This window comes from Rhodomicrobium lacus, assembly GCF_003992725.1.
Classification (GTDB): domain Bacteria; phylum Pseudomonadota; class Alphaproteobacteria; order Rhizobiales; family Rhodomicrobiaceae; genus Rhodomicrobium; species Rhodomicrobium lacus.
Map to the genome: position 1 here is coordinate 636,989 of NZ_RZNF01000012.1, position 25,120 is coordinate 662,108.

Sequence of the window (25,120 nt, forward strand, 5' to 3'; positions counted from 1 at the left end):
GCTCGATCGTAAATGCGGAACTTATCTCTGATTGTATCGCGCGTTTGCCGCGATGTCAGAACGGGTTCAGGCTCGCACGCTCCGTGAACTTGAGATAGGCGACGCTGGCGCCGATCCGAAGGCCAAGCCCGGTGCGGATCGGCACGATGAGCGTGTCGCCGTTCTTGTAGACTGTCAGCCCGACGCCGCCCGCGACATAGGCCGAGCCGTCGAGCCCCGGGAAGCGTCTGTAGAGAGTATGCGCACTGTCCAGATTGTAGACGAGAAAAAGCGCGCGCGATCCCGTCGCGCCGATATCGGCGCCGAGTGACGGCCCCTGCCAGAAGATTTTCGTCGGGCCGCTTTCAACCCCGTTCACCCGCGAATAGAGCTTGCCATCGCCGTAGCGCAGCCCCGCGAGGAAAGCGCCGCCGCCCTCATCACCCACGATATAGGCGTTCGGCTGGCCGAACTTCTGAAACGCGTAGTTCATGACGGCGGCAAGCTCAGCGGTGACCGAGCCGAACACGCCCCTCCCCGCGTCGCGAATTTCCTGCACCGAGTAAACGGGAACGGATGGCGGCGGCGAATATGAAGGAGGCGCGTATGACGGCGGCGGCGACGTGACCGTCACAGGCGGGAGGGTATCGCGAGGCGGCGTCAGCGCGGCGACCTTCTCTTCCTGCTTTGGCGTTGGCTTCAGCGACAGCGGCGCGTTTGGATGCGGCGCGACGGACGTCGCATTCGCGGCGGCGGGACGTGTCTGCGGTAAAGGCTGCGGATTGCGCAACGCCTGCGAAACGTTAGCCGACCACGGCACATCCGTGGGAGACGTGTCGGGCGCCACCGGCGAATTTTCGCGCGCCGCTTCCGCCGTTTGCACAGGGTCGGGGGCGATCGGAGTCGCTGAATTGGTTTGCGGCAAGGCGTCTGCCTTCGGCAGAGCGTCGCTCTTTCCGCCGGCTCCCGCAATCTTGTAGGGGTTCGGCGCCGGCTTTCCCGCCTCGGCTTCGAGCTGCGCGAGGATGAAGCCGGCCTTCTGCCTCATCACGCCGATGAGCTTGTCGTTGATCGATCTGAGTTCGTTAAGCCGGTCGCAGGAGATTTCGTTCTTCGGCGTGGCGTTGAGCGAATCAAGGCGCCCGACCAGATCCTCGATGTCCGAATTGAAGGATTCGAGCTTGGTATCATCCATCGCGGCTGCGGCATGATCTGCCCGCTCGCTTTCGCTCCAGCCCTTCGCTTTTGCGATGGCCATCAAGCGATCCTGAAAACGCACCTCGCTGTCGCGGTTAAGCGTACGGAGTGCCTGCGCGGTCTGATCGATCTGTTGACTGAAGGCCCTTGCGTCGCAATTCTGCGCGGCGTGGCCCGATGCAGGCAGGATTGCAACAAATGCGGCGACTGCAAAATAATATCTGAAAGTCATGGCTGCCCTCGCGCTCTGGTGGCATCCCCACCTGCGCACAATGAAGCGATTCGCGCCTCGACCCTAAGGCAAACAATGGCAGCCTCCCGCGTTCTCAAGAGCTTATGCGCGGGTATTCGATGCCCATCACTTATGCAAATCGCGTCTCCGAACCTTTAACCCGGCGCGACCATTGCTCAAGGGCTGGGCGTTTTCAAGGCGGAACTGCGAATGATTCCAGGGAGCAAATATGCCTCCCCGATCAGGTTGGCTCAATTTGATCCGATCCAGCTCCAAGGAGAGGCGGCGGTGCCGCGCTGCCGGGGCTCCGATGCGATCCATGTGCCGTGAAAGCCCTGCGGCACGCGAACGGGGAGGCGAACGCGCGCGACGGGTTTGCCCCCGATGTCGCCCGCATCGAGGATGACGAGATCGCTCCTGGCGCTCGCACGGTCGTAAACATAACCCATGAGCCAGCCTTCGTCCTCCCCCGCAGCCTCTGCTGGGGAAACCATCGTGAACTCGCTCGGGAGTTCGCCGTCGAACGGGCGCCGGTCTGCGCGGCCGCTTTTCAGGTCGTATTTCAGAAGTTCGGTAAAGACGCCATCGGCAAGGCTCCCTTCGGTCGCGAGCGCATAGACGATGCCATGCGCAAGGCCCGTACGGCGATCGTCGATGCGGGGGAACTCGACGCTGCGATCGTCGAGGCACGTTTCCTCGGCGCGCGTCGCTCCCGGCGGAATACGCCAGCGCGTGAGCGCGGCAGTGTCGAAGGCATTGCGCTTGGGGCCGCCGCGCCAATGTTCGTCATAGCGCGCCACGTCGAGAACGATGGCGCCGTTCGCCTCCTCGAAGGCGTTCGCGACATGATAGACATAACACGGCTCGATATCGATCCAGCGCAGCGTATCCGCGCCGCTCCCGCGCGGAAGCACGCCGAGTCTCGCGCCATGGCTCTCGCTCCAGTGAAACGGCATCGTGCTGCCAGTCATGGCCGTCGGCATGTCGAACACCACTGGCAGGTCCATGAAGATCGCGTGACGCGCCGTCAGCGCGAAATCATGAATCATGGTCGCGGCCTTGACCGGGATTTCGACGCTGCGGACGAGCGCGCCCGCCGCATCCGCCACGTGGTAGGTGAGGTAGGGCGGGACCACGCGATAGCCGAAGAAATGCATCTCGCCCGTAACCGGGCAGATCTTCGGGTGCGCGGTGCAGGACGTCGCGAGGCGCCCGCCGAAATCGTTGAAGCCACGCGTTTCGAGTTCGCGCGAAATCTCCATCGGCAGCGCGTTTTCGACGAGCGCCATGATGCGGTTCGCATGGGCAACCACGCTCGTGTTGGAGAGTGCATAGCGAATGTCGAGGCCGGAAAGCAGAGTGCGCGGCGCGCCTTCGTAGATCGGCGTGCGCACATAGCGGTTGCGATACCACTGCGCCTTGCCGCCCTCGATCGCGATGCCGTGGAGCATGCCGTCGCCTAAGAACCAGTGGCTCGACTGGCCGTGACGCGGATTCGCGCCGTTTCGGATGTAGAGGCCGGAAAGCTCCGGCGGTATGGCGCCGTCGACCGGAAGGTCGAATGCGGTGATTTCTTCCGTCACCGGGGCAAAATTGCCCTGCATCCAGAAGGGCGGCTCGACTCGATCTTGCATCGGCTTCATGTGTCTCCCGCACATTCAACCTGCCGTGCAATGCGATTGTTCCGCCCGTGCAATGAAACGGGAAGCGCGTCAAGAACTGTATAAGTATGTCTTGAGAAACGGGTCGCCCTCTGCTAAACGATCCGTATGCAAACGGATGAGATCCTCGACCTCGTCGACGAAAATGACATCGTCGTCGCAAGCAGGCCGCGTTCCGAAATCTATGCGGAAAATCTGCATAATTTTCGGGTGATCAACGCTTTCTTGGTCAACGGCAACGGAGAGATCTGGACTCCGCGGAGAACGGCGCACAAGCGCATCTTTCCGCTCGCGCTGGACATGAGCGTCGGCGGCCACGTCGAAAGCGGCGAAACCTACGATGAAGCCTTCGCCCGCGAGACGCTCGAAGAACTCAGGATCGATATTGCAGAAGTGCCTTGGAGGCTTCTTGCCTACCTCACGCCGGCGCCGGGCGGCGTTCGCCCGCGCCAGTTCATGAAGGTTTACGAGATTAGCGGCGACGAGACGCCGGACTACAACCGGGACGATTTCATAGAGTCATTCTGGCTCAGCCCGCGCGAAATCCTCAACCGCATCGAGGCGGGCGAGGCCGCGAAGGGCGATCTTCCGGCGCTCGTGAAGCGGTTCTACCTCTAAGCCGCGCGATTACGGTCAATCCGCCGACTGCTTCCGATGCCGCTCGACGCCCGGATCGCGATATTTCCGAAGCTCGATCTTCGCGACGTGGTTGCGGTGCACCTCGTCCGGGCCGTCCGCGATGCGAAGCGTGCGGATCGTCGCGTAATCGTAGGGCAGACCGAAATCGTCGCACACGCCCGCGCCGCCATGCGCCTGGATCGCCCAGTCGATCACCTTGCACGCCATGTTCGGCGCGACGACCTTGATCATCGCGATTTCCGCTTGCGCGGCCTTGTTGCCGACCGTGTCCATCATATAGGCGGCCTTGAGCGTGAGGAGCCGCGCCTGGTCGATCATCATGCGGCTTTCGGCGATGCGTTCCATCCACACTGTCTGATCGGAGATGCGCTTGCCGAACGCGACGCGCGCATCGAGCCTGCGGCACATCTTTTCGAGCGCGCGCTCGGCCCGCCCGATGGTGCGCATGCAGTGGTGGATGCGGCCCGGACCGAGGCGGCCCTGCGCGATCTCGAAGCCGCGTCCCTCGCCGAGGATCACGTTCTCCTGCGGCACGCGTACATCGTGGAAGGAGAGTTGCCCGTGGCCGTGCGGCGCGTCGAGATAGCCGAACACCGGCAGCATGCGCTCTTTCTTCACGCCCGGTGTATCCATCGGCACGAGGATCATGGACTGCTGGCGGTGGCGGTCTGGATTGTCCGGGTCGGTCTTGCCCATCAGGATGAGGATCTTGCAGCGCTTGTCGCCCGCGCCGGACGTCCACCACTTGCGGCCATTGATGACGTAGTCGCCGCCATCCTTCACGATGGAAATCGCAATGTTGGTCGCATCCGACGACGCCACTTTCGGTTCGGTCATCGCAAAGCCGGAGCGGATCTTGCCGTCGAGCAGCGGCTTCAGCCAACGCTTTTTCTGTTCTTCCGTGCCATAGCGGACCAGCACTTCCATGTTGCCGGTGTCGGGCGCGTTGCAATTGAAGATTTCCGGCCCCCAGTGCGAGCGGCCCATGATCTCGGCGAGCGGCGCGTAGTCGAGGTTCGAGAGGCCCGCGCCAAGCTCGCTGTCGGGCAGGAACAGGTTCCAGAGCCCCTCCGCGCGCGCCTTCGCCTTCAGTTCCTCCATGAGCGCGAGCGGCTCCCAGCGATCTTCCTGCGTATCCGCCGTCTCGAACAGCGCCGCCTCGCTCGGATACACATGCTCGTCCATGAAGCGTTCGAGCCGCGCCTTGGTGTCGGCCGCTTTCGGCGAGAGTTGCAGGATGTCAGCCATTTACTCAGCTAGCCGCCAGCCAGATAACGTCGAATGAACTGCGACAATCGATCATTAGAAACGACATCCAATTGATTTCCTCGCCGATCATAGAATTCACCATCATAGTGGCTTACGTCTTCCTGTCCCTCGGTCTCAAATACGTACACCGTCTTATCATAATACTGAACCGACTTGATATGTCTGGCGATATATTCCTTAAGTGGGCTTGAAAGTTTTGAATTTGTAACCTTGTCAGTTATCATTTGAAACATTTGGTCAGGCGTCTTACCCAACGCCGTCCATTCATGGTTCACGCCCACCACAGAAAATCCAAGCTGATGCCTGGAGGTTATATTATACTGTGTGAATATCCTTTCGGTCGTATTTTGCTTGTCAGAAACGCCAACGATTACGTACCCTTTTCGCCCTTTCCGAATGCAAGCTATTGCAGCGCACGTCTTCAGCATTTTCTCGAAGCTTTCTTCGTCGAAAGCATGATTTCCATCAAGGCGCAAAAAGCCCTGCTTAAAGTCGAAATACGATTGCTCGGTGAGCGATTGCGAGAGTAAGTTGTTTAGCTGTGTAATCCAATGGATTTTTGCAGGATCACTATCGCCGCTCGCCGGTTCGAATGCTTCCCTGTATAGACCAGAAATAGATTGAACTTTTGCATGCCGATCATCCCCGCCCCAGCGTCCTCCCTCGGGAATCGTGATGTTGTTAGCGCCGTTATTCATCCTTGATATAAGCAGATCTCTGTTCGTCACTTCAAGTGCATCTCTAATAATTAACTTGTAAAAAGCGAGAAACACAACCTGAAAATACCTAGGCGCTCTATCTGGCCGTTGTTCAAACATCAACTGTCCAAATGTTCTTTTCGACGCCTCCAGCGTAACACGCAATTCATCCAGAGCACGCCTGAAGTCGTGTATCACAAGTTCCACGGATCTTTGTTGTACAGCGGCTTCGATTTCCGAAAATCTTTTCTGAGATGCATCAGATTTTGTTACGCCGTAAAAATCATCAAAATGTTCAGAGCGTGATGCAGGAGGTTGGGGTAACACCATATACGCCACAATATCGGCAATTATCTCCTCGTCTCGACTCTCCCTAACTTGTTCTTTTGTAAGTATATTTTGATTGACCCAGAAAATATCTTCAACTGGTATGCCATAATCTAAGTCTCTATTCGTAATGCTGACCTTGGCCATCTTATTTAGGCTAAGGGAGTCCGAATAGCTCTCATCTCCTCGAACCTGCGCAGCTATCTTGCGCACGGCCGTTGCAAAATGACCCGTTGCGCCTGCTGTGCGCAGCTCCTGCCGGGAGAGTTTTCTACCTCCGGAGTTGATCCTTCGAAAAACTTCGTCGACAGCGGATGGTTCGCTGAATTCAAAAATAGATACAGGCAAAGAATAAGTGGCTATCTGAACGCAGATATTTCTATCTAATGCCGGTGTCTTTTGTTTTATTAGATTTTTATCTAGTAATTCTTTTGTGCCAGCCATCGCATTCAGGTCGAAATAAAAGCCATCTACTGAGAATTCGTTCTCCAAGAACGACACTATTGAATTTAATCGCTGCATGCCGTCTATGATTTCGTAAGCCGATGGGTCACGCCCGGCATTCTCCGCGAGTAAAATTATCGGAACGGGATATCCTCTTATAATTGAGTCAATAAAGCTTCTCTTCTCATCAAGAGTCCAAATCAATTTCCTCTGGTATCGACGATTTACCCAGTATTTCTCGCTTCGGTAGTTGCGATATACAGTCTCTATTGTGTCACCCTTGACAGTCAACTCCTGTGTGGCACTCAATTTAATGGTCATTGCAAAGCCCTATAATTTTTTCGAATTTAGAATTCTAGATATTTGCGTTCGCCGCGATCTTCCAACCCTCCTGCGCGAGCACTTGCGCGGCCTGCTCGGCGAGCGGCGCGCGCTTGTCGGCGGCGTTGCCCTGCAGGAAGCGCGCATAGACGCCCTGCGCGATGGCGGCGAAGCGGAAGAACGACAGCGCGATGAAGAAGCTGAGATCCGGCACGCGGTCGCGGCCCGCCCGGCGGCAATAGGCGGCGACGATTTCCTCTTCAGACGGGATGCCGAGCGCGGCGAGGTCGACGCCCTTCAATCCCTTCAGCACCGGCAGATCCTTCGGCGTCCGGTAGGCCATGCACACGTAACCCAGGTCGGCGAGCGGGTTGCCGAGCGTCGAAAGCTCCCAGTCGAGCACCGCAATGACATGCGGCGCATCGACTTCGAACATCACGTTGTCGAGCCTGTAATCGCCATGCGTGAGCGCGGGGGCATCCTCCGCAGGCAGGTTCGCGTCGAGCCACGCGATGAGATTGTCCATCGCCTCGTTCGGCCCGGTTTTCGACGCCTCGTATTGCTCGGTCCAGCGCTTGAGTTGGCGCGCTGCGTAGCCATCGGTGCGCCCGAAATCGGCGAGCCCCAGCGCGCGGAAATCCACCTCGTGGATCGCGGCCAGCGTCTCGGCGAAGGCAATGTAGACCTCGCGGCGCTGGTTCTGACCGAGTTCCGGCAGCTTGCTGTCCGCGAAGATGCGGCCGGGGTAATAGTCCATCACGTAGAACGGCGTGCCGATCACGGACGGGTCTTCGCAGAAAAGCTGCATCGAGACGACCGGCACGGGCGTGTCCTTCAGCGCCATCTGCACGCGATATTCGCGGTCGATGGCGTGCGCGGACGGCAGGAGCTTGCCCGGCGGCTGCTTCCGCAGCACATACTTTCGCGATGCGGTCGTGATGAGGAAGGTGGGGTTCGACTGCCCGCCCTGGAATTGCTGGATCGTCGGATCGCCTACGAAATCCGCAAGATGCCGCTTGAGGTAGTGCCGGAGTTTCGCCTCGTCGAAACGATGGCCTTCGGGAATGTCGATGAGTTCTGCCATGATGATCACCCGATGGGGGTAAAGATGGATGCGCCGCCGTCCACGAGGAGGAACTGGCCCGTGATGTAGCGTGCGGCGTCGGACGCGAGGAACACGGCCACGCCCGCGATGTCCTCAGGCTCGCCGAGGCGCTTGAGGCACGTCATGTTCGCCACCGTCGCCGCCGCCTTTGGATTTTCGTACAAAGCCTTTGCGAAATCGGTCCGCACCACGCCGGGCGCGATGGAATTGATGCGGATGCCGCGCGGTCCCCACTCCACGGCGAGATTGCGCGCGAGTTGCGCTTCCGCCGCCTTCGAGATCGCATAGACGCCGATATTGGCCGCGCCGACGGTGGCCACGATCGACGACAGCAGGATCACCGAGCCGCCGCCGTTCTCCGCCATGCCCGGCAGCGCGAGCTGGCACAGCCAGTTGGTCGCGGTGAGATTCGTGGTCAGAACCTTGTTCCACACCTCATCCGATACTTCGGAAGACGGGCCATAGGCGGGGTTGATGGCGGCATTGGGTATGAGAACGTCGATGCGGCCATATTCGCGAAGCGCATGCGCGACGAGCGTTTCGAGATCGCCCTTCACGCCGACATTGCAGGCGACAGCCGTCGCGCGGCCGCCGCTTTCGCGGATTTCATCGACGACGCGCTGGCAGGCGTCGAGCTTGCGCGACGAGACCACCACGCTTGCGCCCGCTCGCGCCGCTTCCAGCGCGATGGCACGGCCAATGCCTCGCGACGATCCGGTGATCACCGCGACGCGGCCAGTCAGGTCGAACAGACCCATGACGCTTCCCCAATGTTGAGGCGGTCTTGCGCCGCCGCTTCATTATTTGTGCGAAGCGGCGTCTGCGCCGCTCAAACATGCGTTTGCCGCTACATCGTCAGCGCGGCCATTTCGGCTTGCGCGCCGTGACGAGCGATTTCAGAAGCGGTGCTGGCTTCCAGCGGTCGCCGAACCGCATATGGAAGATGTCGAGATCGGAGAGGACCTCGGCGAGGCCACGCAACTCCGCATATTTCATGGGACCGCCGCGCCAGGCGGGGAAGCCGTAGCCATTGATGTAGATCGTGTCGATGTCGCCCGAGCGATAGACCACGCCCTCGTCGAGGATATTCGCGCCCTCGTTCACGAGCGCATAAATCGTGCGCTTCACGATCTCCTGTTCGGAAACCGACTTCACGCGCGGGCCGACTTCCCGGCGATACGCCTCGATGATGGCGTCCGCCTCCGGGTCGGGAAGCGGCGCGCGGCTGCCGGTCTCGTAGCGGTAGAAGCCCTTGCCGGTCTTCTGTCCGAAGCGCCCGGCGTCGTAGAAGCGGTCGAGCAGTGCCGAACCGTAGGGCTTGCCCTGATTGAGGCGACGCTGGCGGATATGCCAGTTGACGTCGATGCCCGTCAGGTCGAAGACGGCGAACGGCCCCATGGCGAGACCCCAGCGCGTCAGCGCCGTGTCCACCTCGGCCGGCGTTGCGCCCTCTTCGAGGATGATCATCGCTTCGGTGACGTATTTCTCCAGCATGCGGTTGCCCGCGAAGCCGTCGCAATTGCCGACCGCGACGCCGATCTTGCCGATCTTTTTCGCAACCGTCATGGCGGTGGCGAGCACGTCAGCGCTCGTCTGCTTCCCGCGCACAACCTCGACGAGGCGCTGCACATTGGCGGGCGAGAAGAAATGCATGCCGATCACGTCGCCGGGGCGGCGCGTGAAGCCTGCGATTTCGTCGATGTCGAGGGTTGATGTGTTGGATGCGAAAATCGCGCCCTTCTTGCAGGCGCGGTCGAGGTCGCGGAACACCTGCTCCTTGATGCCGATATCCTCGAAAGCGGCTTCAACCACGAGATCGACGTCGGCGAGATCCTTGTAATTGACCGTGCTGCGGATCGCGCTCAGGCGCTTGTTCATGCCCGGCTGATCGAGACGGCCGCGCCGTACCATGCTTTCATAGTTTTTCGCGACGACGGAGAGCCCGCGCGACAAGGCCGCCTGATCGCGGTCGAGCACGATGACCGGGAAACCCGCATTGGCAAATGCCATGGCGATGCCGCCGCCCATGTGGCCCGAGCCGACGACCGCCACGCTTCTGATCTCGCGCGGCGCTACGTCGGTGCGGAAGCCGGGGATCTTGGCCGCCTCCCGTTCGGCGAAGAACGCGTGGATCAGCGCCTTGCTCTGGTCGTCGTCGAGCGCCTCGTTGAAAAGCTCGCGCTCTCGCTTCAGCCCCTGGCTGAACGGGAGATGCACCGCGCTTTCGATGGAATCGACGCAGCGGAACTGCGCATGCTGAAACGGCTGGCGGCGGCGGAGTTCGTCGCGACGCTCCTCGAACAGATGCGATCCGCGATCCGGCGCGATCCTGGCGCTCAATTCGCGGGTTTTCGGATGCTTGGAAAGGACGGACTTCGACTTCGCGAAAGCAATGGCGGCGTTGAGAATGTCGCCGTCGACCACCTCATCGACGAGGCCGATCGCCTTCGCCTTCGCCGCCGGGACGAGGTCGCCGGAAATGACGATGTCGAGCGCGGCCTTCGCGCCGACGAGACGCGGCAGCCGCTGCGTACCGCCACCGCCCGGCAGAAGCCCGACCTTCACCTCGGGCAGGCCGAGGAAAGCGTCCTTCGCGGCGATGCGGTAATGACAGGCGAGCGCGACTTCGAGACCGCGCGCAACGGGCGTGCCGTGAAGCGCCGCCACCACGGGTTTCGGCAGATCTTCGAGAGCCGCGCCGATGTCGTTGATGTCGGCGCCCGAGTAAGGATGCGTCAGCTCGTAAATGTCCGCGCCTGCGGCGAAATTCCGCCCCTCGCCGATCAAGACGACCGCCTTCGCGACAGGGTCCGCCTCTGCCTTGCGGATGGCGAGCATGAGCCCGTCGCGCACTTCGTTCGAGACGACGTTCAGCGGCGGGTTGTCGACGGTAATGACACCGACGCCGTCCTTCGTTTCGTATCTTACGGGACTTCGGGCCATCATTTCTCCCGGGGGAATCGTTATGTTCGTTCTATTGTTCGGCCACTCTGAACATTACCGGTTGCGGGAGGGAACCGTCAACGTCCAACGGGTCGCGTCAGAGGTCGCGCCAGCGCATGCCACAAAGCCGGCGGCCAGGATAGATAGACCATGCGCGTAGAGCGGGCGGCGCCGTTCTCTAGGCCGCCTGAACGGCGAGCGTGCGGTGATCGAGCGCGGCGGCGATGAGCGCCTTCGTGTAGTCGCTCTTCGGGTGTTCGAAAATCTCCCGCGTCGGCCCCTCCTCCACCACCACGCCGTTGCGCATCACGATGACGTAGCTCGCAAGCGCGCGCATCACCTTGAGGTCGTGGCTGATGAAGAGGTAGGCAAGGCCGCGTTTTTTCTGGAGGCCGCTCAAGAGGTCCACGATCTGTGCCTGCACGGACACGTCGAGCGCGCTTGTCGGCTCGTCGAGCATGAGAAAGCGCGGCTCCAGGATCATGGCGCGCGCAATGGAGATGCGCTGGCGCTGGCCGCCGGAAAACTCGTGCGGGTAGCGGTCCTGCCACTCGGGCTTGAGGCCGACTTCATCCAGCGCGGCGGAGACACGCGCGCGGCGCTCCTCGCGGCTCATGCCGGGGTTCTGGATGAGAAGTCCTTCCTCGATGATCTGGCCGACCGAAAGGCGGGGGCTGAGGGAACCGAACGGGTCCTGGAACACGATCTGCATCTCGCGCCGAAGCGGGCGCATCTCGCGCGACTTCAGCCCGTCGATGCGCTTGCCCGCATAGACGATCTGCCCTTCGCTCGATATGAGCCTCAGCATGGCGAGGCCGAGCGTGGTCTTGCCGGAGCCCGATTCGCCCACGATGCCGAGCGTCTGCCCGGCGCGCAGTTTGAACGAAACGCCGTCCACCGCCTTGATGTGATCGACCGTCTTTTGCAGGAAGCCGCGCTTGATCGGAAACCACACCTTCACGTCGTCGGCTTTCAGCACGACGGGCGCGGTTTCGTCGAGCGGCGGCGCTTCGCCCTTGGGCTGCGCGGCGAGAAGCTGTTTCGTGTAAGCGTGCTGCGGATTGGTGAACACCTCCTCCGCCGGGCCGCGCTCGACGATCACGCCGTCCTTCATCACGCAGGTGCGGTCCGCCATCTTGCGGACGATGCCGAGGTCGTGCGTGATGAGCAGGAGCGCCATGCCGAGTTCGCGCTGAAGGTCTTTCAGAAGGTCGAGGATCTGCGCCTGAATCGTCACGTCGAGCGCGGTTGTCGGCTCGTCGGCGATGAGCAGGTCCGGCTCGTTTGCAAGCGCCATGGCGATCATCACGCGCTGCCGCTGGCCGCCGGAAAGCTGATGCGGATAGGCGCCGAGGCGGCTTTCGGGGTCGCGGATGCCGACCTTGGTGAGCAGTTCGAGCGTGCGCTTGCGCGCCGCCGTATTCGACATGCCCTTATGGACCTTCAACACCTCGCCGACCTGCTTCTCGACCGTATGCAGCGGATTGAGCGAGGTCATCGGCTCCTGAAAGATGATGGAGATGCGGTTGCCGCGCACGCGGCGGATGTCCGCCTCCTTCGCCTTCAGGAGATCCTGCCCCTCGAACCAGATTTCGCCGATGGGGTTCGTCGCATCGCCGACCGGCAGAAGACGCAGGATCGAAAGCGCCGACACCGTCTTGCCGGAGCCGGACTCGCCCACGAGCGCGAGCGTCTCGCCCCTCCTGATGTCGAAGGAGACGTCGCGCGCCGCGAAGACGTCCGGCGCGGTTCCGTTGAACTTCACGGCAAGGTTGCGCACCTCGATCAGGGGCGCTTCGGCGGGCACGGATTCGGCCGGGGCCGCTTGCGTCGCTTGCGTGTCGGTCATGGGCCTAGCTCCCCGTCGCGATATGGTTCACGCGCATCGTCTTCCTCGGGTCGAGCGCATCGCGCACGGCCTCGCCAACGAAGACGAGCAGGCTCAGCATCAGCGCGATCACGAAGAACGCGGTGAGGCCCAGCCACGGCGCCTGAAGGTTCTGCTTGCCCTGCTGGAGGAGTTCGCCGAGCGAGGGCGAGCCGGGAGGCAGGCCGAAGCCGAGATAGTCCAGCGCCGTCAGCGCCGTGATTGCGCCGCCGAGGATGAACGGTGCGAAGGTGACGGTCGCAACCATCGCGTTCGGCAGGATATGCTTGAACATGATCTGCACGTTAGACAGGCCGAGTGCACGCGCCGCCCGCACATATTCGAAATTGCGCCCGCGCAGGAACTCCGCGCGCACGGGGCCGACGAAGGCCGTCCACTCGAACAGCAGCATGATGAACAGGAGCCACCAGAAACCCGGCGCAAGGATCGCCGAAAGGATCAGAAGGATGTAGAGTCTTGGCAGCGATCCGATGATCTCGATGAAGCGCTGCATCAAAAGGTCGGTCCAGCCGCCGAAATAGCCTTGGATCGCGCCGAGCGTCACGCCGATCAGAGCGGAGAAGATGGTGAGGAACAGGCCGAACAGCACCGATATGCGGAAGCCGTAGATGACGCGCGCGAGCACGTCGCGGCCCTGATCGTCGGTGCCGAGCCAGTTTTCCCATGACGGCGGCGCGGGTGCGGGCACCGGCAGGTCGAGCTTGATCGTGCGATAGCTGTACGGGATGAGAGGCCACACCATCCAGCCGTTCTTTTCCTGGATCAGGCGCTTCACTTCGGGGTCTCGGTAATCGGCTTCGGTTTCGAACTCGCCGCCGAACTGCTTCTCCGTGTACATCTTGAAGATCGGCGTATAGATCGCGCCGTCATATTTCACGAGAAAGGGTTTGTCGTTCGCGATGAACTCGGCGAACAGCGTCACGAAGAACAGGATCGTGAAGAGGATGAAGCTGTAGAAGCCTCGCTTGTTCGCCTTGAAGATGCTCCAGCGCCGCCGGTTCAGCGGCGACAGGTGGAACAGGCCACGTTTCTCAGTCACGGGAGCGGCGGCTTCCAGCGGCGCGGTTTCTTCGGGCGCGTCCGCCGCGCGTTCGACACGAATGTCCATGGCCTAGACCTCCCTCGTCTCGAAATCGATGCGCGGATCGACCCATGTATAAACGAGGTCCGACACCAGGTTGAGCAAAAGGCCGATGGCCGAGAAGATGTAGAGGGTGGCGAACACCACGGCGTAGTCTCGGTTCAACACGCTCTCGAAGGAGAGGCGGCCGAGGCCATCGAGCGAGAAGATGGTCTCGATCAGGAGCGCGTTGGTGAAGAACGCCGAAATGAACGCCGCCGGGAAGCCCGAAATCACGAGCAGCATCGCGTTGCGGAACACATGCCCGTAAAGCACGCGCGTCTCGGTGAGTCCCTTCGCCCGCGCCGTCATCACATATTGCTTCCTGATCTCGTCGAGGAACGAATTCTTCGTGAGGAAGGTGATGGTCGCGAGGGACGAGATAACCATTGCGGTGATCGGCAGCGCAAGATGCCAGAAATAATCGAGGATCTTTTCGGGCCACGAGAGCTGCGAGAAATTGTCGGAGACGAGGCCGCGCAGCGGGAACCAGTCGAGGAAGGAGCCGCCCGCGAACAGTACGATGAGGAAGATCGCGAACAGGAAGCTCGGGATCGCGTAGCCGATGATGACGACGGTCGACGTCCACACGTCGAAGCGCGAGCCGTCCTGCACGGCCTTGCGGATGCCGAGCGGGATCGAAATCAGATAGGTGAGCAGCGTCAGCCACAGGCCGATGGAGATGGACACCGGCAGCTTTTCCTTGATGAGCTGAAGGACGCTCACGTCGCGGAAATAGCTCTGGCCGAAGTCGAAGGTGAGGTAACTCGTCATCATGTGCAGGAAGCGCTCGACGGGCGGCTTGTCGAAGCCGAACTGCTTTTCGAGGCTTTTGATAAGTTCGGGATCAAGGCCGCGCGCGCCGCGATAGGAGCCGCCGCCCGCATCCTGGCCCGGCGCCGCCATCTTCGAGAAATCGCCTGTGGACGAACCGCCGATGCGCGCGGTGGCGTCGACATTCGTGCCCTGCAATTGCGCGATGATGCGCTCGATCGGGCCGCCGGGTGCGAACTGGATGATGATGAAGCTGATCAGCATGATGCCGAGCAGCGTGGGGACCATCAGGGCCAGGCGTCGGACGATATATGCGGTCATCTTTCCCTGTTGTTTGCTGGAGCACAACCTCCGCCGGCGCGACTTCGTTCGCGGCTCTGCGGCGGATCGCGCTCGCCAGAATTTTCAAGGCCGTGACGGCCCGTTCACGGGTGGCGTCACGTGGCGCGCATCGGTTACGCGTTCACTGCCATGGTGCGATAGGGCGCTTGCCTCTTCCTTTCGGCCTGAGGCGCTTGGCATGGCGCGGGATTATGTCCGCTAATCATGGCATGCGCCCCATATATCTCCACTATGGTAAATGACGGTAATATCCCCTTAACGATTTTCGGTGTCTTGCAAGCATGAGCTGAAGCATTATCGTTTTCGGCTATCCGCAGATCAGATAGCGTATGAAACGATGCCCGCGATCGCAAGGGATAGACTTGCCTTTTAGGGGAGTCGCCGCAACCCTGTCGCAGGCCGGACTGGCTTATGCTTCCGTTTATCCTCCGAGCTTTGCCGCCTTCTCCGCGTCGTACCACCACGTATCGAGAATGGCCGGATCGTAGGCGGGCTTCACGGCTGGACGCGCGAACTTGTCCCACATCGCGATGTTATGAGCTGCCTTGTACCACTGCGGCACCCAGAAATGCCCGGCGCGAAGCACACGGTCGAGCGCGCGGCACGCGGTGCGAAGTTCGTCGCGGCTTTTGGCGGCGAGAACTTTGTCGATCAGCACGTCCACGACCGGATCGGCGATGCCGGAAAGATTATAGCTTCCGTCTTCCTTGCCCGCCTCGCTGTTCCAGAAGGCGCGAACCTCCGGGCCCGGCGTCTGCGAGAGGGAATAGCGCTGCGTGCTGATGTCGAAATCGTAGCGCCTGATCCGCTCCTGCTCCTGTGTAGGGTCGACGCGGCGCAGCGTCGCCTTCACGCCGAGATCGGACAGCCTGCCCGCGTAGGGGCCGACGATGCGCTCGGTGACCGGATCGTCGATCAGGAACTCGAATTCGAGTATCTCGCCCTTCGCGTTTTTCCTGACGCCGCCGTCGAGCTTCCAGCCCGCCTCGTCGAGAAGCCGGGATGCTTCGCGGATGCTCGGCCGGAAGCGGCCCGAACCATCGGTGACCGGCGGCGTGTACGGTTCGCCGAACACCTCGGGCGGAAGCTTGTCGCGGAACGGTTCGAGCAGCGCGAGTTCGGCGTCTGTCGGCTTGCCCTCGGCCTTCAGGTCCGAGTTCTCAAAGTAGCTTGCCGTGCGGGTGTAGAGGCCGAAGAACAGCGCCTTGTTCGTCCATTCGAAATCGAAGGCGTAGTCGAGAGCCTTGCGCACGCGGCTGTCGGCGAACTTCTCGCGGCGCATGTTGAGGAAAAAGCCCTGCGCGCCCGAGGGGCGGCCATCGGGCAGCGTCAGCTTGACGATCTTGCCTTCGCGGACGGCGGGCACGTCATATTCCGTCGCCCAGCTTTTCGAGGTGAATTCCTCGCGCAGATCGTAGGCTCGGGCCTTGAAGGCTTCGAGGCCCACGGCGCGGTCGCGATAATATTCAAAGCGGATCGTATCGAAATTGTACCGCCCGCGATTGACCGGCAGGTCGGCGGCCCAATAGTCCTTGCGGCGGTTGTAGCTGACGAAGGTGCCCTGCCGGAACTCGCCGACCTGATAGGGGCCGGAGCCGAGCGGCGGGTCGAGGCTTTCCTTCAGGAAGTCGTTCGCGGTGTAGAATGCCTTCGAGAAGATCGGCAACTGCGCCACCGTCAGCGGCAGATCGCGCAGGTTTTCGCCCTTGAAGGTGTAGCGCACCGTCTGCGGGTCGACCGCCGTCGCGCTCACCACATCGCGCAGCAACATCTGATAGCGCGGGTGGCCATCCTTTTTCAGCTTGTCGAGCGTGAAGACCACGTCTTCGGCCGTGAGCGCGCTGCCGTCGCTGAACCGCGCCTCGGGGCGAAGGTAGAACGTCGCCGACAGCCTGTCGTCCGCCACTTCGGCTGCATGCGCGACGAGGCCATACACAGCGTCGGGCTCGTCCATCGCGCGCGCCATCAGCGAGTCGAACAGGAGGCTGACGCCTTCCGCCGCATCGCCGCGCAAGATATAAGCGTTGAAGTGGTTGAACGTGTTGATGGAACTCGTCGGCATCGTCGCGAGCCGTCCGCCCTTCGGGGCGTCCGGGTTCACATAATCGAAGTGCTTGAAATCGGCGGGGTATTTCAGCGTGCCGAAGGAGGAAAGCCCGTGCGTGCGTTCGGCGGCGAAGGCACCTTCCGCGAACAGAAGCGCGGCCGTTGTGAGGAGCGCGGATAGCAGAACATGTCCGCGCCAGCCTTTTGTGTGCCTGCGAGCCTCGTAAGTCCTCATTTCAACCCGTTCTTTGCGGCGAGTTCAGCGTCGAACCACCAGACATCCGGGAAGCCGACCGTGAGCTTCGGCAGCGGATCGGGCGACCCGAACTTGTTCCAGTAAGCGATGCGGGACGTCGCCGAGTGCCATTGCGGCACGACGAACGCGCTCCATAGCAGAACGCGGTCGAGCGCGCGGCAGGCCGTGACGAGCGCATCGCGGTTCGACGCAAAGATGACCTTGTCGACGAGTGTGTCGACGGCAGGGCTCTTGATGCCGATCACATTGCGGCTGCCGGTCTGGTCGGCGGCGGCCGAACTCCAGAATTCGCGCTGCTCGTTACCCGGCGATTCCGACTGCGCGAAGACGCCCACGATGATGTCGAAGTCGAACGTGTCTTCGCGGCGCTTCATCTCGGTGGAGTCCACCATGCGCACATTGGCATCGATGCCGAGCCGTCGAAGGTTTTCGACGTAAGGCAGGATGACGCGCTGGAACGCCTCGGACTCGATGAGGAATTCGACCGTGAAGGGCTGACCCTGCGCGTTCACCAGCTTGTTGTTGACGACGTTGTAACCCGCCTCCTTGAGAAGGCGCGCGGCCTGACGCAGGTTATTGCGGAAGTCCGCCGGATCTTTGTTCACCGGGTTCTTGAATACCTCAGTGAACACTTCCGGCGGGATCTTGTCGCGCAGAGGTTCGAGAAGCTCCAGCTCGGCGGGCGAAGGCAACCCCGTGGCGGCCAGTTCCTGCCCCTCGAAGAAGCTGTTCGTGCGCGTGTATTGCCCGAAGAACAGGTTCTGGTTCGTCCACTCGAAGTCGAAAGCGAGGTTGAAGGCGCGGCGGACGCGTATGTCCTCGAATTTCGGGCGACGGATATTGAACACGAAGCCCTGCATCGGTTTCGGTGTCTCAAGCGTCACCTCGCGCTTGACCACCTTGCCATCGCGCAATGCCGGGAAATCATAGGCCGTGGCCCAGGCCTTTGCGCTCGATTCGGTTCGGAAGTCATACTGCCCCGCCTTGAACGCCTCCATCGACACGTTCAGATCGCCGTAATACTGGAATTCGAGCGTGTCGAAATTGTTCTCGCCGGCGCGCACCGGGAGGTCGCGGCCCCAATAGGCGGGCACGCGCTCGAAGGCGATCCACTCGCCCGGCCGTGTCGCCTTGACCTTGTACGGGCCGGAGCCGAGCGGTGGTTCGAGCGAGGTCTTGGAGATGTCGCGCGCCTTGCCGCTTTCGTCGCGGCCTTCCCACCAGTGCTTCGGATACACCACGAGTTCGCCCACGATGAAGGGCAGTTCGCGGTTGCCGGAGACGTCGAAGGTGAATGTCACCTCACGATCGCCGGTCTTCTCGCCCTTGACGACATTCTTGTAATACTGCGCGAGCAACGGCTGCCACGGCGCGCCGGTCTCGGGATCCTTGCCCTTGGCGACGTCCATGCTGAAGATCACGTCTTCAGGGGTGATGGCGACGCCGTCGTGCCAGCGCGCGCCTTCGCGCAACTTGAACGTGACGGACGAGCGATCCTCAGGGAAACTGACCCACTCGCACAGGAGGCAATATTGCGTTGAGCCCTCCTCGCGCGACGCAACCATGAGCGCTTCAAAAACGAGGTCCGCGCCGCGCGCCACACCCGGCGCGATATTGCCGCGAAAGACCGCCGGATTGAGATTGTCATAGGGCGCGGCTGAGGAAAGGCGCACCGTGCCGCCCTTGGGCGCGTTCGGGTTCACCCCGTCGAAGTGCTTGAAATCCGCCGGATATTTCGGCTCGCGCACGAGCGAAAGCGCGTGGTGTTTTTCCGGCTCGGCGAACGCGGGCGCAGCGAGGCAAAGTCCGATCAGCGCGGCGAAGAACAAATGCACCAAATGAGGCATGAGGCTTGCGACCTTCTTTTCACATTTTTTGAAGGTAGCACGCAGCATGCCCTCTTCCACTTAAAGATCCTTCATGCGGGGCGAGGACTTGCAAAGTCTGTGGACGGCCGCCGCCTGGTGGGGCCGAGGCATGAAAAAGCCCCGAGGCGCAAGCGCTCCGGGGCTCTGGAAGATAAGGGCGAGGAGCAAGCGCAGGCCCTACTTCTCGACGAACGCCTTTTCGAGCACGAAGTCGCCAGGCTCGCCGTGGTTGCCTTCGTCCCAGCCGAGGCCGAGAAGCAACGCCTTGATGTCGGCCAGCATCGCCGGGCTGCCGCACATCATGACGCGGTCGTCCTCGCGGCAGAGCGGGGGCAACCCGATGTCGCTGTAAAGCTTGCCGGATGTCATGAGGTCGGTGATGCGCCCCGTGTTGCGATAGGGTTCGCGCGTAACCGTGGGATAATAGACGAGCTTGTCGCGCACGACCTCGCCGAGGAACTCGTCGCGCGGCAGCTCGCTCGTGAGCCACTCATTATAGGCGAGGTCGTTCACCTGACGCACGCCGTGAACGAGAACGACCTTCTCATACGCCTCATAGGTTTCCGGGTCGCGGATGATGCTGAGGAAGGGCGCGAGGCCCGTGCCGGTGCTGAGCAGATACAGGTGCTTGCCGGGCTTCAGATTGTCGATGACGAGTGTGCCGGTCGGCTTCTTGCCGACCAGAATCTGATCGCCTTCCTTGATATGCTGAAGGCGCGAGGTGAGCGGGCCGTTCTGGACCTTGATGCTGAAGAATTCGAGCGTGTCGTCGTAGTTCGCGCACGCCATGCTGTAGGCGCGCAGCAGCGGCTTGCCGTCGACCTTGAGGCCGATCATCGTGAATTCGCCGTTGCGGAAGCGAAACGTCTGATCGCGCGTCGTCCGGAAGGTGAAAAGGTCGCCGTTCCAATGTTTGACGGCCAAGACTTTCTCTTCGTAGAACGCGCCCATTTGCAGAACTTTCCCTGTGGAGATGATGTCGGTCTCGTTGATTGAGCCATATTACATGGCTGTCAATTCCATGCCGCGCCGCAAATAGCATGGCAGCTATGCGGAGACAATATGGCGGCAAGAATTTATCGCTGCGACGAATGCCGCTCGCTGGAATTAGTCTGCATTTAACATGACGAGGTGATTGGGCAAAAGGTTTTCCTTTGTCGCATCAGGAGGGAAATGAGTTGCAAGATGACCCCCGATCTCGTGAACCGCTTCCTTCAGAGCCGCCGCCGGCTCGCCCCTTCCGATTCTGTCCGTAAGCCGGTCGACGATTTTTTTCCACTCGGCATCGGGCACTTTCTCGTGAATGCCCGCGTCGACGAGAATTTCCGCGCGGCGCTCCGCGACCGAAAGGAAGAGCAGCACGCCGGTATGTCCGGCTGTGGTGTAGATATCCTGCGCGACGAATTGCTGCGCCGCACGCTGATGCACGCGCTGGCGGCGAACGCTCCCCGGCACCAGCGCATAGCGGAGCGGCGGATAATGCAGAAAGAGTGCGAGAGCCGCGAAAACGCCGAGCTGGATGATGTAGATCGTCTGCACCGGCATCCAGGTCCAATGGATGAGCGGCCATGGCACGACAAGCGCGACAAGCGCGGCCCACATATACGGCACATAATAATAATCGGCGCTCGCCCGCGCGATCACGACCACGATTTCGCCCGAGGTGCGCGCTTCTTCCTCCGCGATGGCTTTTTCGATGGCTTTTTTATCCGCGTGCGAAATCATGAGTCTGCCTCCCTACCAGTCGCCGGATGCGCCGCCGCCGCCGAAATCGCCGCCACCGCCGCCCGACCAGCCGCCTCCTCCGCCGCGCCGTCCTCCGCCCCAGTCACCGGGGAAGACGATCGGGCCGCCATAGCCGCTGCGGCGGTTGAATGGCCCGGAGGTCGAAAGCGGCTGGTTTCCCTGCTGCGATTGCGCCCAGGCGATGAAGATGAAAATCGCGAGGAGGATGAAAAACGCGACCAGAGCCTCGGTCTCGTCCGCGTCGCGCCGCTCGGTCGGACGCTTGGCCACGCGCTCCTTCACGGCCTCGGCGTCGCCCAGCATGACGTCGCGGATGTCGGTCACGCCCGCCTTGATGCCGCCCGCGAAGTCGCCCCGCTTGAAGCGCGGCAGGATGGTGTTGCGGATGATCTGCGCCGAAAGCAGGTCGGTGAGCTGCGGTTCGAGCCCGCGCCCGACCTCGATGCGCACCTTCCGCTCGTTCGGCGCGACGATGAGCAACACGCCGTTGTTCGTGCCCTTCTGGCCGATGCCCCACGCGCGGCCGAGCTGATAGCCGTAATCCTCGATGGGATAGCCTTGCAGCGACGGCGTGGTGACGACGACGAGCTGGTCGCTCGACTTCGCCTCAAGCGCCGCGAGTTCGGCGTCGAGCGCGGCCTTGTCGGCGGGGCTGAGAAGGTGCGCGTTATCGACCACGCGGCCGGTGAGCGGCGGGAAGGCCGGCGCAGCGCGGGCGGGCCCGAGTGCCGTGGCGATGAGCGCAAGCAGCACGAGCGCCGCAACGATCCGCGCCAGCCCCCCTGCATCGGCCAGCGTCAAACAGGCAGCGATCGGACGCCCGGGCGCTGATCGACACCACAAATCGACGGCGTCGCGCCGCGCCCGATATACGGCGAGACGCTGTGGAAGCGCCACCCCGGCGGCGGCACGGGGCCGCTCCGGGACGCCATGTTCACCCCGCCGCGCGATGCTCATGATGACTCGCTACGGCTTCGGTTTGTTCGTTCCGAAATCGACCTTCGGCGTTTGCGTCTCTTCGACCGGCACCTCGAACGTCGCCATGTCCTTCGCGTTGGAATAGAGCACCGCCTTCCAGATGCGGCCGGGGAACGTGTTCAGCTCGGTATTATAAAGCCGGACGGCCTGAATGTAATCGCGCCGCGCGATGGCGATGCGGTTCTCGGTCCCCTCGATCTGATTTTGCAGCGCGAGGAAGTTCTGGTTCGATTTGAGGTCGGGGTAATTCTCGACCGTCGCGAGCAGGCGTCCGAGCGCCCCCGTAAGCTGCGCCTGTGCCGCCTGGAAGTTTTTCAGCGCCTCGGGGTTGGTAAGCACGTCCGGCGGCAGGTTGATCTGCGCCTGCGTGGCCTTGGCGCGCGCCTCGACAACGTCCGTCAGCACGGATTTCTCTTGCGCGGCGAAGCCCTTCACGGTCTCGACGAGGTTCGGGATCAGGTCGGCGCGGCGTTTGTACTGGTTCTGCACCTCGGACCACGCGGCCTTCGCCTGCTGCTCGTATGACGGAATGGTGTTGATGCCGCAGCCCGACAGCACGAGCGCGACGGCGATCAGCGCGGCTGCTGGCGCGAGCCGGAATATCGAACGGTTAAGCATCGGCCTCCCCTGAAAAACTGTCTCGAAGCAAGAGCTACGTAGTGCAGCCAAGGGTACGCTTCAATTCGGAAGAACCCGTTTCTGTCAGAGGCGTCGTAATTTGATCGGCAAAACGGTCTCTGGCTTAAGAAATAAAGCCGTATCCACGCATCAGGTTGAATAAAGCTGAGCGCATCGGCCGGATTATGCCCCGAAGCATCGAAATACTTTTTGCGGGTGCGGACGTCGGCGGGCGGGGTGTCGCTGCGAAGCCCGCGAAAGCCACGAAGCGCTCCGGCTTTCGCAGGAGCGCTTCGCAAACCGCGGGGACGGTTCTTCGCCGAGAGCGGCGACTACTTCAGCGGAGCGACGGAGGCGCCGAACAGGTCCGCCTTGTAGGAGAGCACGAGACGAGCCGTCTGCACCGAGGTGTCGATGGTCGCACCAAGCCCGTCTTCTTTATCGCCCAACAGGATGGCGCTGTTTTCACCGAACTCCGTGAAACGGTACTCACCCTTCAGGTACCAGTTGCCGGAAAGACGCGCTTCGAGACCGCCGCCGACCGTCCAGCCGCCGAAGGTCCCGTCCACCGAGCCGAACCCGGGAAGGCCGAGTTCGAAGGTCGATTCGGTATAGCCGCCAAGCACGTAAGCCAGCGTACCCGGATTGATGAGATAGCCGAGGCGGCCGCCAGCGGTCCAGGAATCGGTCTGCTTGGCCTCCACAGTCAAATCGTCGAAACGAAGGCTGCTGCTGACGTTGTCGCCGAAGTCGTAATTGAAGAATACGCCCGCGACGATGTTGCCGAACTGGCGATCGTAACCGACTTCGACCGTGCCGATCACGCCCGTGCCGCTGATGCCGTTCAACTCGCCGATGGTGTATTTGTCACCGGCATCATACTCGGTCGCAGAGAGATCGTGGTTCACCGCTTCGCCGCCGACGCCGAGACCGATGTAGAAGCCGGTCCAGGTGGGTTCCGCAACGAGAACCGGAGCGTCCTTGTAGCCGCCCTTCGCATAGAGGTCGCCGGCGAGCGCGGAGCCGCCCATCGCGAAAATCGCAGCCGCCGACGCAGCCGCCACAAAAGTCTTTTTCATTTTAGGAATGATCCCCCAAAAGTTGCAACGCGAACGCAACGCCTACGGGAAAGCCGGACCCAAAAGCATGGTCGGACCTGAAAACAACGACCTACTCTTAGAGCAGATTCGAGTGCATTACACGCAATTTCAATTATAGGTTGCACAACCTGAGGCAATGTTGCGGGGGTGCAACAGCCTATGGCGGCGGGGGAGCGCAAAAAAAAGCCCCGCTTTCGCGGGGCAATCGCCGATCCGTCCCCTGAAAAACCAAAGCGCTCCGGCTTTCGCAGGAGCGCTTCGCTGACCTGATGGGGGACGGTCAGTGCGCTGAGAGCGGTGACTACTTCAGCGGAACGGGAAGTTCGCCGCCGAAGAGGTCCGCCTTGTAGGAGAGGACGAGGCGAGCCGTCTGCACCGAGGTGTCGATGTCGATCTTCGTGCAGCCAAGCTTATAGGTGTTCGTGTCGAACTCGGTGTAGCGATATTCACCCTTCAGGAACCAGTTGCCGCCGAGCTTGGTTTCAAGACCGCCGCCGACTGTCCAACCCGTGAAGTCATCGCTGCCGAGGTGATCGACTTCAACGCTCGCTTCGCTATAGCCCGCGAGCACGTAAGCGAGCGTGCTGGTGTTCACGAGGTAGCCAACGCGACCGCCAACCGTCCAGTAGTCCTTGAGCGTGGCGTCGATGGAGCCGCCCTCGCCGAAGAAGCTCGCGCTGGCAGTCGACTTGACGTCGTCGCCGAAATCGTAGTTCGCAAACACGCCGACGACAAAATTGCCATACTGGCGATCATAGCCGACTTCAACCGTTCCAAACACGCCGGTGCTGCTGACGCCGTCGAGTTCGCCGGAAACATAGCCACCGAAAGCCGACGCGCTTATGTCGTGGTTCACCGCAGCGCCGCCGACGCCGAGGCCGAGGTGGAAGCCGGTCCAGGTGGGTTCAGCAACGACGACGGGAGCGTCCTTGTAGCCGCCCTTGGCATACAGATCGCCAGCGATTGCCGAACCGCCCATGGCGAAGAGAGCCGCAACCGAAGCGGTCGCGATGAATGTCTTCTTCATTTGTTTGTAGTCCCCTAAAATTGCCCAGAAACTCGACGCAGCACCAACGCGTGCGAGAAAGCCTCGATAGGATTTCTCAAGTTCTTGCATCGCCCGACACTGTAGAGCTAGCATCGATTCGAGCGCGTGTATCTGGTCGACAATAGACTTATTTGAAGTTGGGCGAGATCTGTATCCGGCATGCCACAGATTTACTATCTTCGGTTGCAATTATGCGAGATAATACACGCATTGAGTGTCGCCGTTACTCGAACAGGTGCAAATAACGTGTGGCGGGATAGTCGCGGGCAACGCTAACCAACGGAAAACTCGAACTATATTCGAATACGCGAATAGATCGTCGCCTCAGGCTTGGCTCTTGCGCATTTGGAGCGGGATAGCGGCGCTACCGGAAGCTTGTGAGAGCAGGATGCGCAATGCCTGATTGCGGTGCGCGCTGGGTTGGATTCTTCCGAGGTCATATGCACCTCTTCGACGGCGTTTTTGATAAACCAAGGTAACGCGCCGATAACATAGCCGAAGCATCGATAGCGCATTCGGAA

Annotated in this window: 19 protein-coding genes; 1 reads left to right on the forward strand and 18 read right to left on the reverse strand. The window is 61.3% G+C overall.

The genetic code is table 11. The features are described from left to right. Nucleotides 1-55: 55 nt before the first annotated feature. A complete protein-coding gene (locus EK416_RS12320) occupies nt 56-1,408 on the reverse strand; it encodes an EipA family protein (protein WP_127077904.1) in 1,353 nt (450 codons plus the stop codon). A 251-nt stretch (nt 1,409-1,659) separates the two neighbouring features. Beyond that, on the reverse strand, nt 1,660-3,051 hold the full coding sequence (locus tag EK416_RS12325) for a carotenoid oxygenase family protein (protein ID WP_164730010.1): 1,392 nt from the start codon (nt 3,049-3,051) through the stop codon (nt 1,660-1,662). Nucleotides 3,052-3,177: 126 nt separating this feature from the next. On the opposite strand from EK416_RS12325, the gene EK416_RS12330 reads away from it, so the two are divergent. Continuing rightward, nucleotides 3,178-3,687, forward strand: coding sequence for an NUDIX hydrolase (locus tag EK416_RS12330; RefSeq protein WP_127077906.1), 510 nt, complete (start codon nt 3,178-3,180; stop codon nt 3,685-3,687). Nucleotides 3,688-3,702: 15 nt separating this feature from the next. Here EK416_RS12330 and EK416_RS12335 read toward each other — a convergent pair whose 3' ends face one another. The 16 genes from EK416_RS12335 to EK416_RS12410 all read right to left on the reverse strand — a co-directional run bounded on the left by EK416_RS12335 (nt 3,703) and on the right by EK416_RS12410 (nt 24,578). Further along, nucleotides 3,703-4,956 carry an acyl-CoA dehydrogenase family protein gene (locus tag EK416_RS12335; RefSeq protein ID WP_127077908.1) on the reverse strand — a complete coding sequence of 418 codons (1,254 nt, stop codon included), beginning with the start codon at nt 4,954-4,956 and terminating at the stop codon, nt 3,703-3,705. 8 nt (nt 4,957-4,964) lie between these two features. Next, nucleotides 4,965-6,767, reverse strand: coding sequence for a DUF262 domain-containing protein (locus EK416_RS12340; protein ID WP_127077910.1), 1,803 nt, complete (start codon nt 6,765-6,767; stop codon nt 4,965-4,967). Nucleotides 6,768-6,801: 34 nt separating this feature from the next. After that, a complete protein-coding gene (locus EK416_RS12345) occupies nt 6,802-7,851 on the reverse strand; it encodes a phosphotransferase (protein WP_127077912.1) in 1,050 nt (349 codons plus the stop codon). Nucleotides 7,852-7,856: 5 nt separating this feature from the next. Next, nucleotides 7,857-8,630, reverse strand: a complete 774-nt coding sequence (locus tag EK416_RS12350; protein WP_127077914.1) for an SDR family NAD(P)-dependent oxidoreductase — start codon at nt 8,628-8,630, stop codon at nt 7,857-7,859. 97 nt (nt 8,631-8,727) lie between these two features. Continuing rightward, on the reverse strand, nt 8,728-10,815 hold the full coding sequence (locus tag EK416_RS12355) for a 3-hydroxyacyl-CoA dehydrogenase NAD-binding domain-containing protein (protein ID WP_127077916.1): 2,088 nt from the start codon (nt 10,813-10,815) through the stop codon (nt 8,728-8,730). A gap of 178 nt (nt 10,816-10,993) precedes the next feature. Next, complete coding sequence (locus EK416_RS12360) at nt 10,994-12,664, reverse strand: ABC transporter ATP-binding protein (RefSeq protein WP_127077918.1); 1,671 nt, start codon at nt 12,662-12,664, stop codon at nt 10,994-10,996. A 4-nt stretch (nt 12,665-12,668) separates the two neighbouring features. Then, on the reverse strand, nt 12,669-13,811 hold the full coding sequence (locus EK416_RS12365; RefSeq protein WP_127077920.1) for an ABC transporter permease: 1,143 nt from the start codon (nt 13,809-13,811) through the stop codon (nt 12,669-12,671). A gap of 3 nt (nt 13,812-13,814) precedes the next feature. Beyond that, nucleotides 13,815-14,918, reverse strand: coding sequence for a microcin C ABC transporter permease YejB (locus EK416_RS12370; RefSeq protein WP_127077922.1), 1,104 nt, complete (start codon nt 14,916-14,918; stop codon nt 13,815-13,817). Nucleotides 14,919-15,360: 442 nt separating this feature from the next. Continuing rightward, nucleotides 15,361-17,220, reverse strand: a complete 1,860-nt coding sequence (locus EK416_RS12375; protein ID WP_127077924.1) for an extracellular solute-binding protein — start codon at nt 17,218-17,220, stop codon at nt 15,361-15,363. Then, the gene (locus EK416_RS12380; protein ID WP_127077926.1) at nt 17,217-19,136 is read right to left on the reverse strand and encodes an extracellular solute-binding protein; all 1,920 of its coding nucleotides are present in this window, start codon (nt 19,134-19,136) and stop codon (nt 17,217-17,219) included. The genes EK416_RS12375 and EK416_RS12380 overlap by 4 nt, the downstream gene beginning before the upstream one ends. 150 nt (nt 19,137-19,286) lie before the next feature. Next, complete coding sequence (locus EK416_RS12385; protein ID WP_127077928.1) at nt 19,287-20,060, reverse strand: ferredoxin--NADP reductase; 774 nt, start codon at nt 20,058-20,060, stop codon at nt 19,287-19,289. 156 nt (nt 20,061-20,216) lie between these two features. After that, nucleotides 20,217-20,834 (reverse strand): TPM domain-containing protein, encoded by a 618-nt coding sequence (locus EK416_RS12390; RefSeq protein WP_127077930.1) that lies wholly within the window; start codon nt 20,832-20,834, stop codon nt 20,217-20,219. A gap of 12 nt (nt 20,835-20,846) precedes the next feature. Beyond that, nucleotides 20,847-21,812 carry a TPM domain-containing protein gene (locus tag EK416_RS12395; RefSeq protein ID WP_245434039.1) on the reverse strand — a complete coding sequence of 322 codons (966 nt, stop codon included), beginning with the start codon at nt 21,810-21,812 and terminating at the stop codon, nt 20,847-20,849. Nucleotides 21,813-21,821: 9 nt separating this feature from the next. Continuing rightward, entirely contained in the window at nt 21,822-22,451 is a 630-nt protein-coding gene (locus EK416_RS12400; protein ID WP_127077932.1) for a LemA family protein, read from the reverse strand. A gap of 332 nt (nt 22,452-22,783) precedes the next feature. After that, nucleotides 22,784-23,530, reverse strand: coding sequence for an outer membrane protein (locus EK416_RS12405; RefSeq protein WP_127077934.1), 747 nt, complete (start codon nt 23,528-23,530; stop codon nt 22,784-22,786). Nucleotides 23,531-23,852: 322 nt separating this feature from the next. Further along, entirely contained in the window at nt 23,853-24,578 is a 726-nt protein-coding gene (locus tag EK416_RS12410; RefSeq protein ID WP_127077936.1) for an outer membrane protein, read from the reverse strand. Between the last annotated feature and the right edge of the window lie 542 nt (nt 24,579-25,120).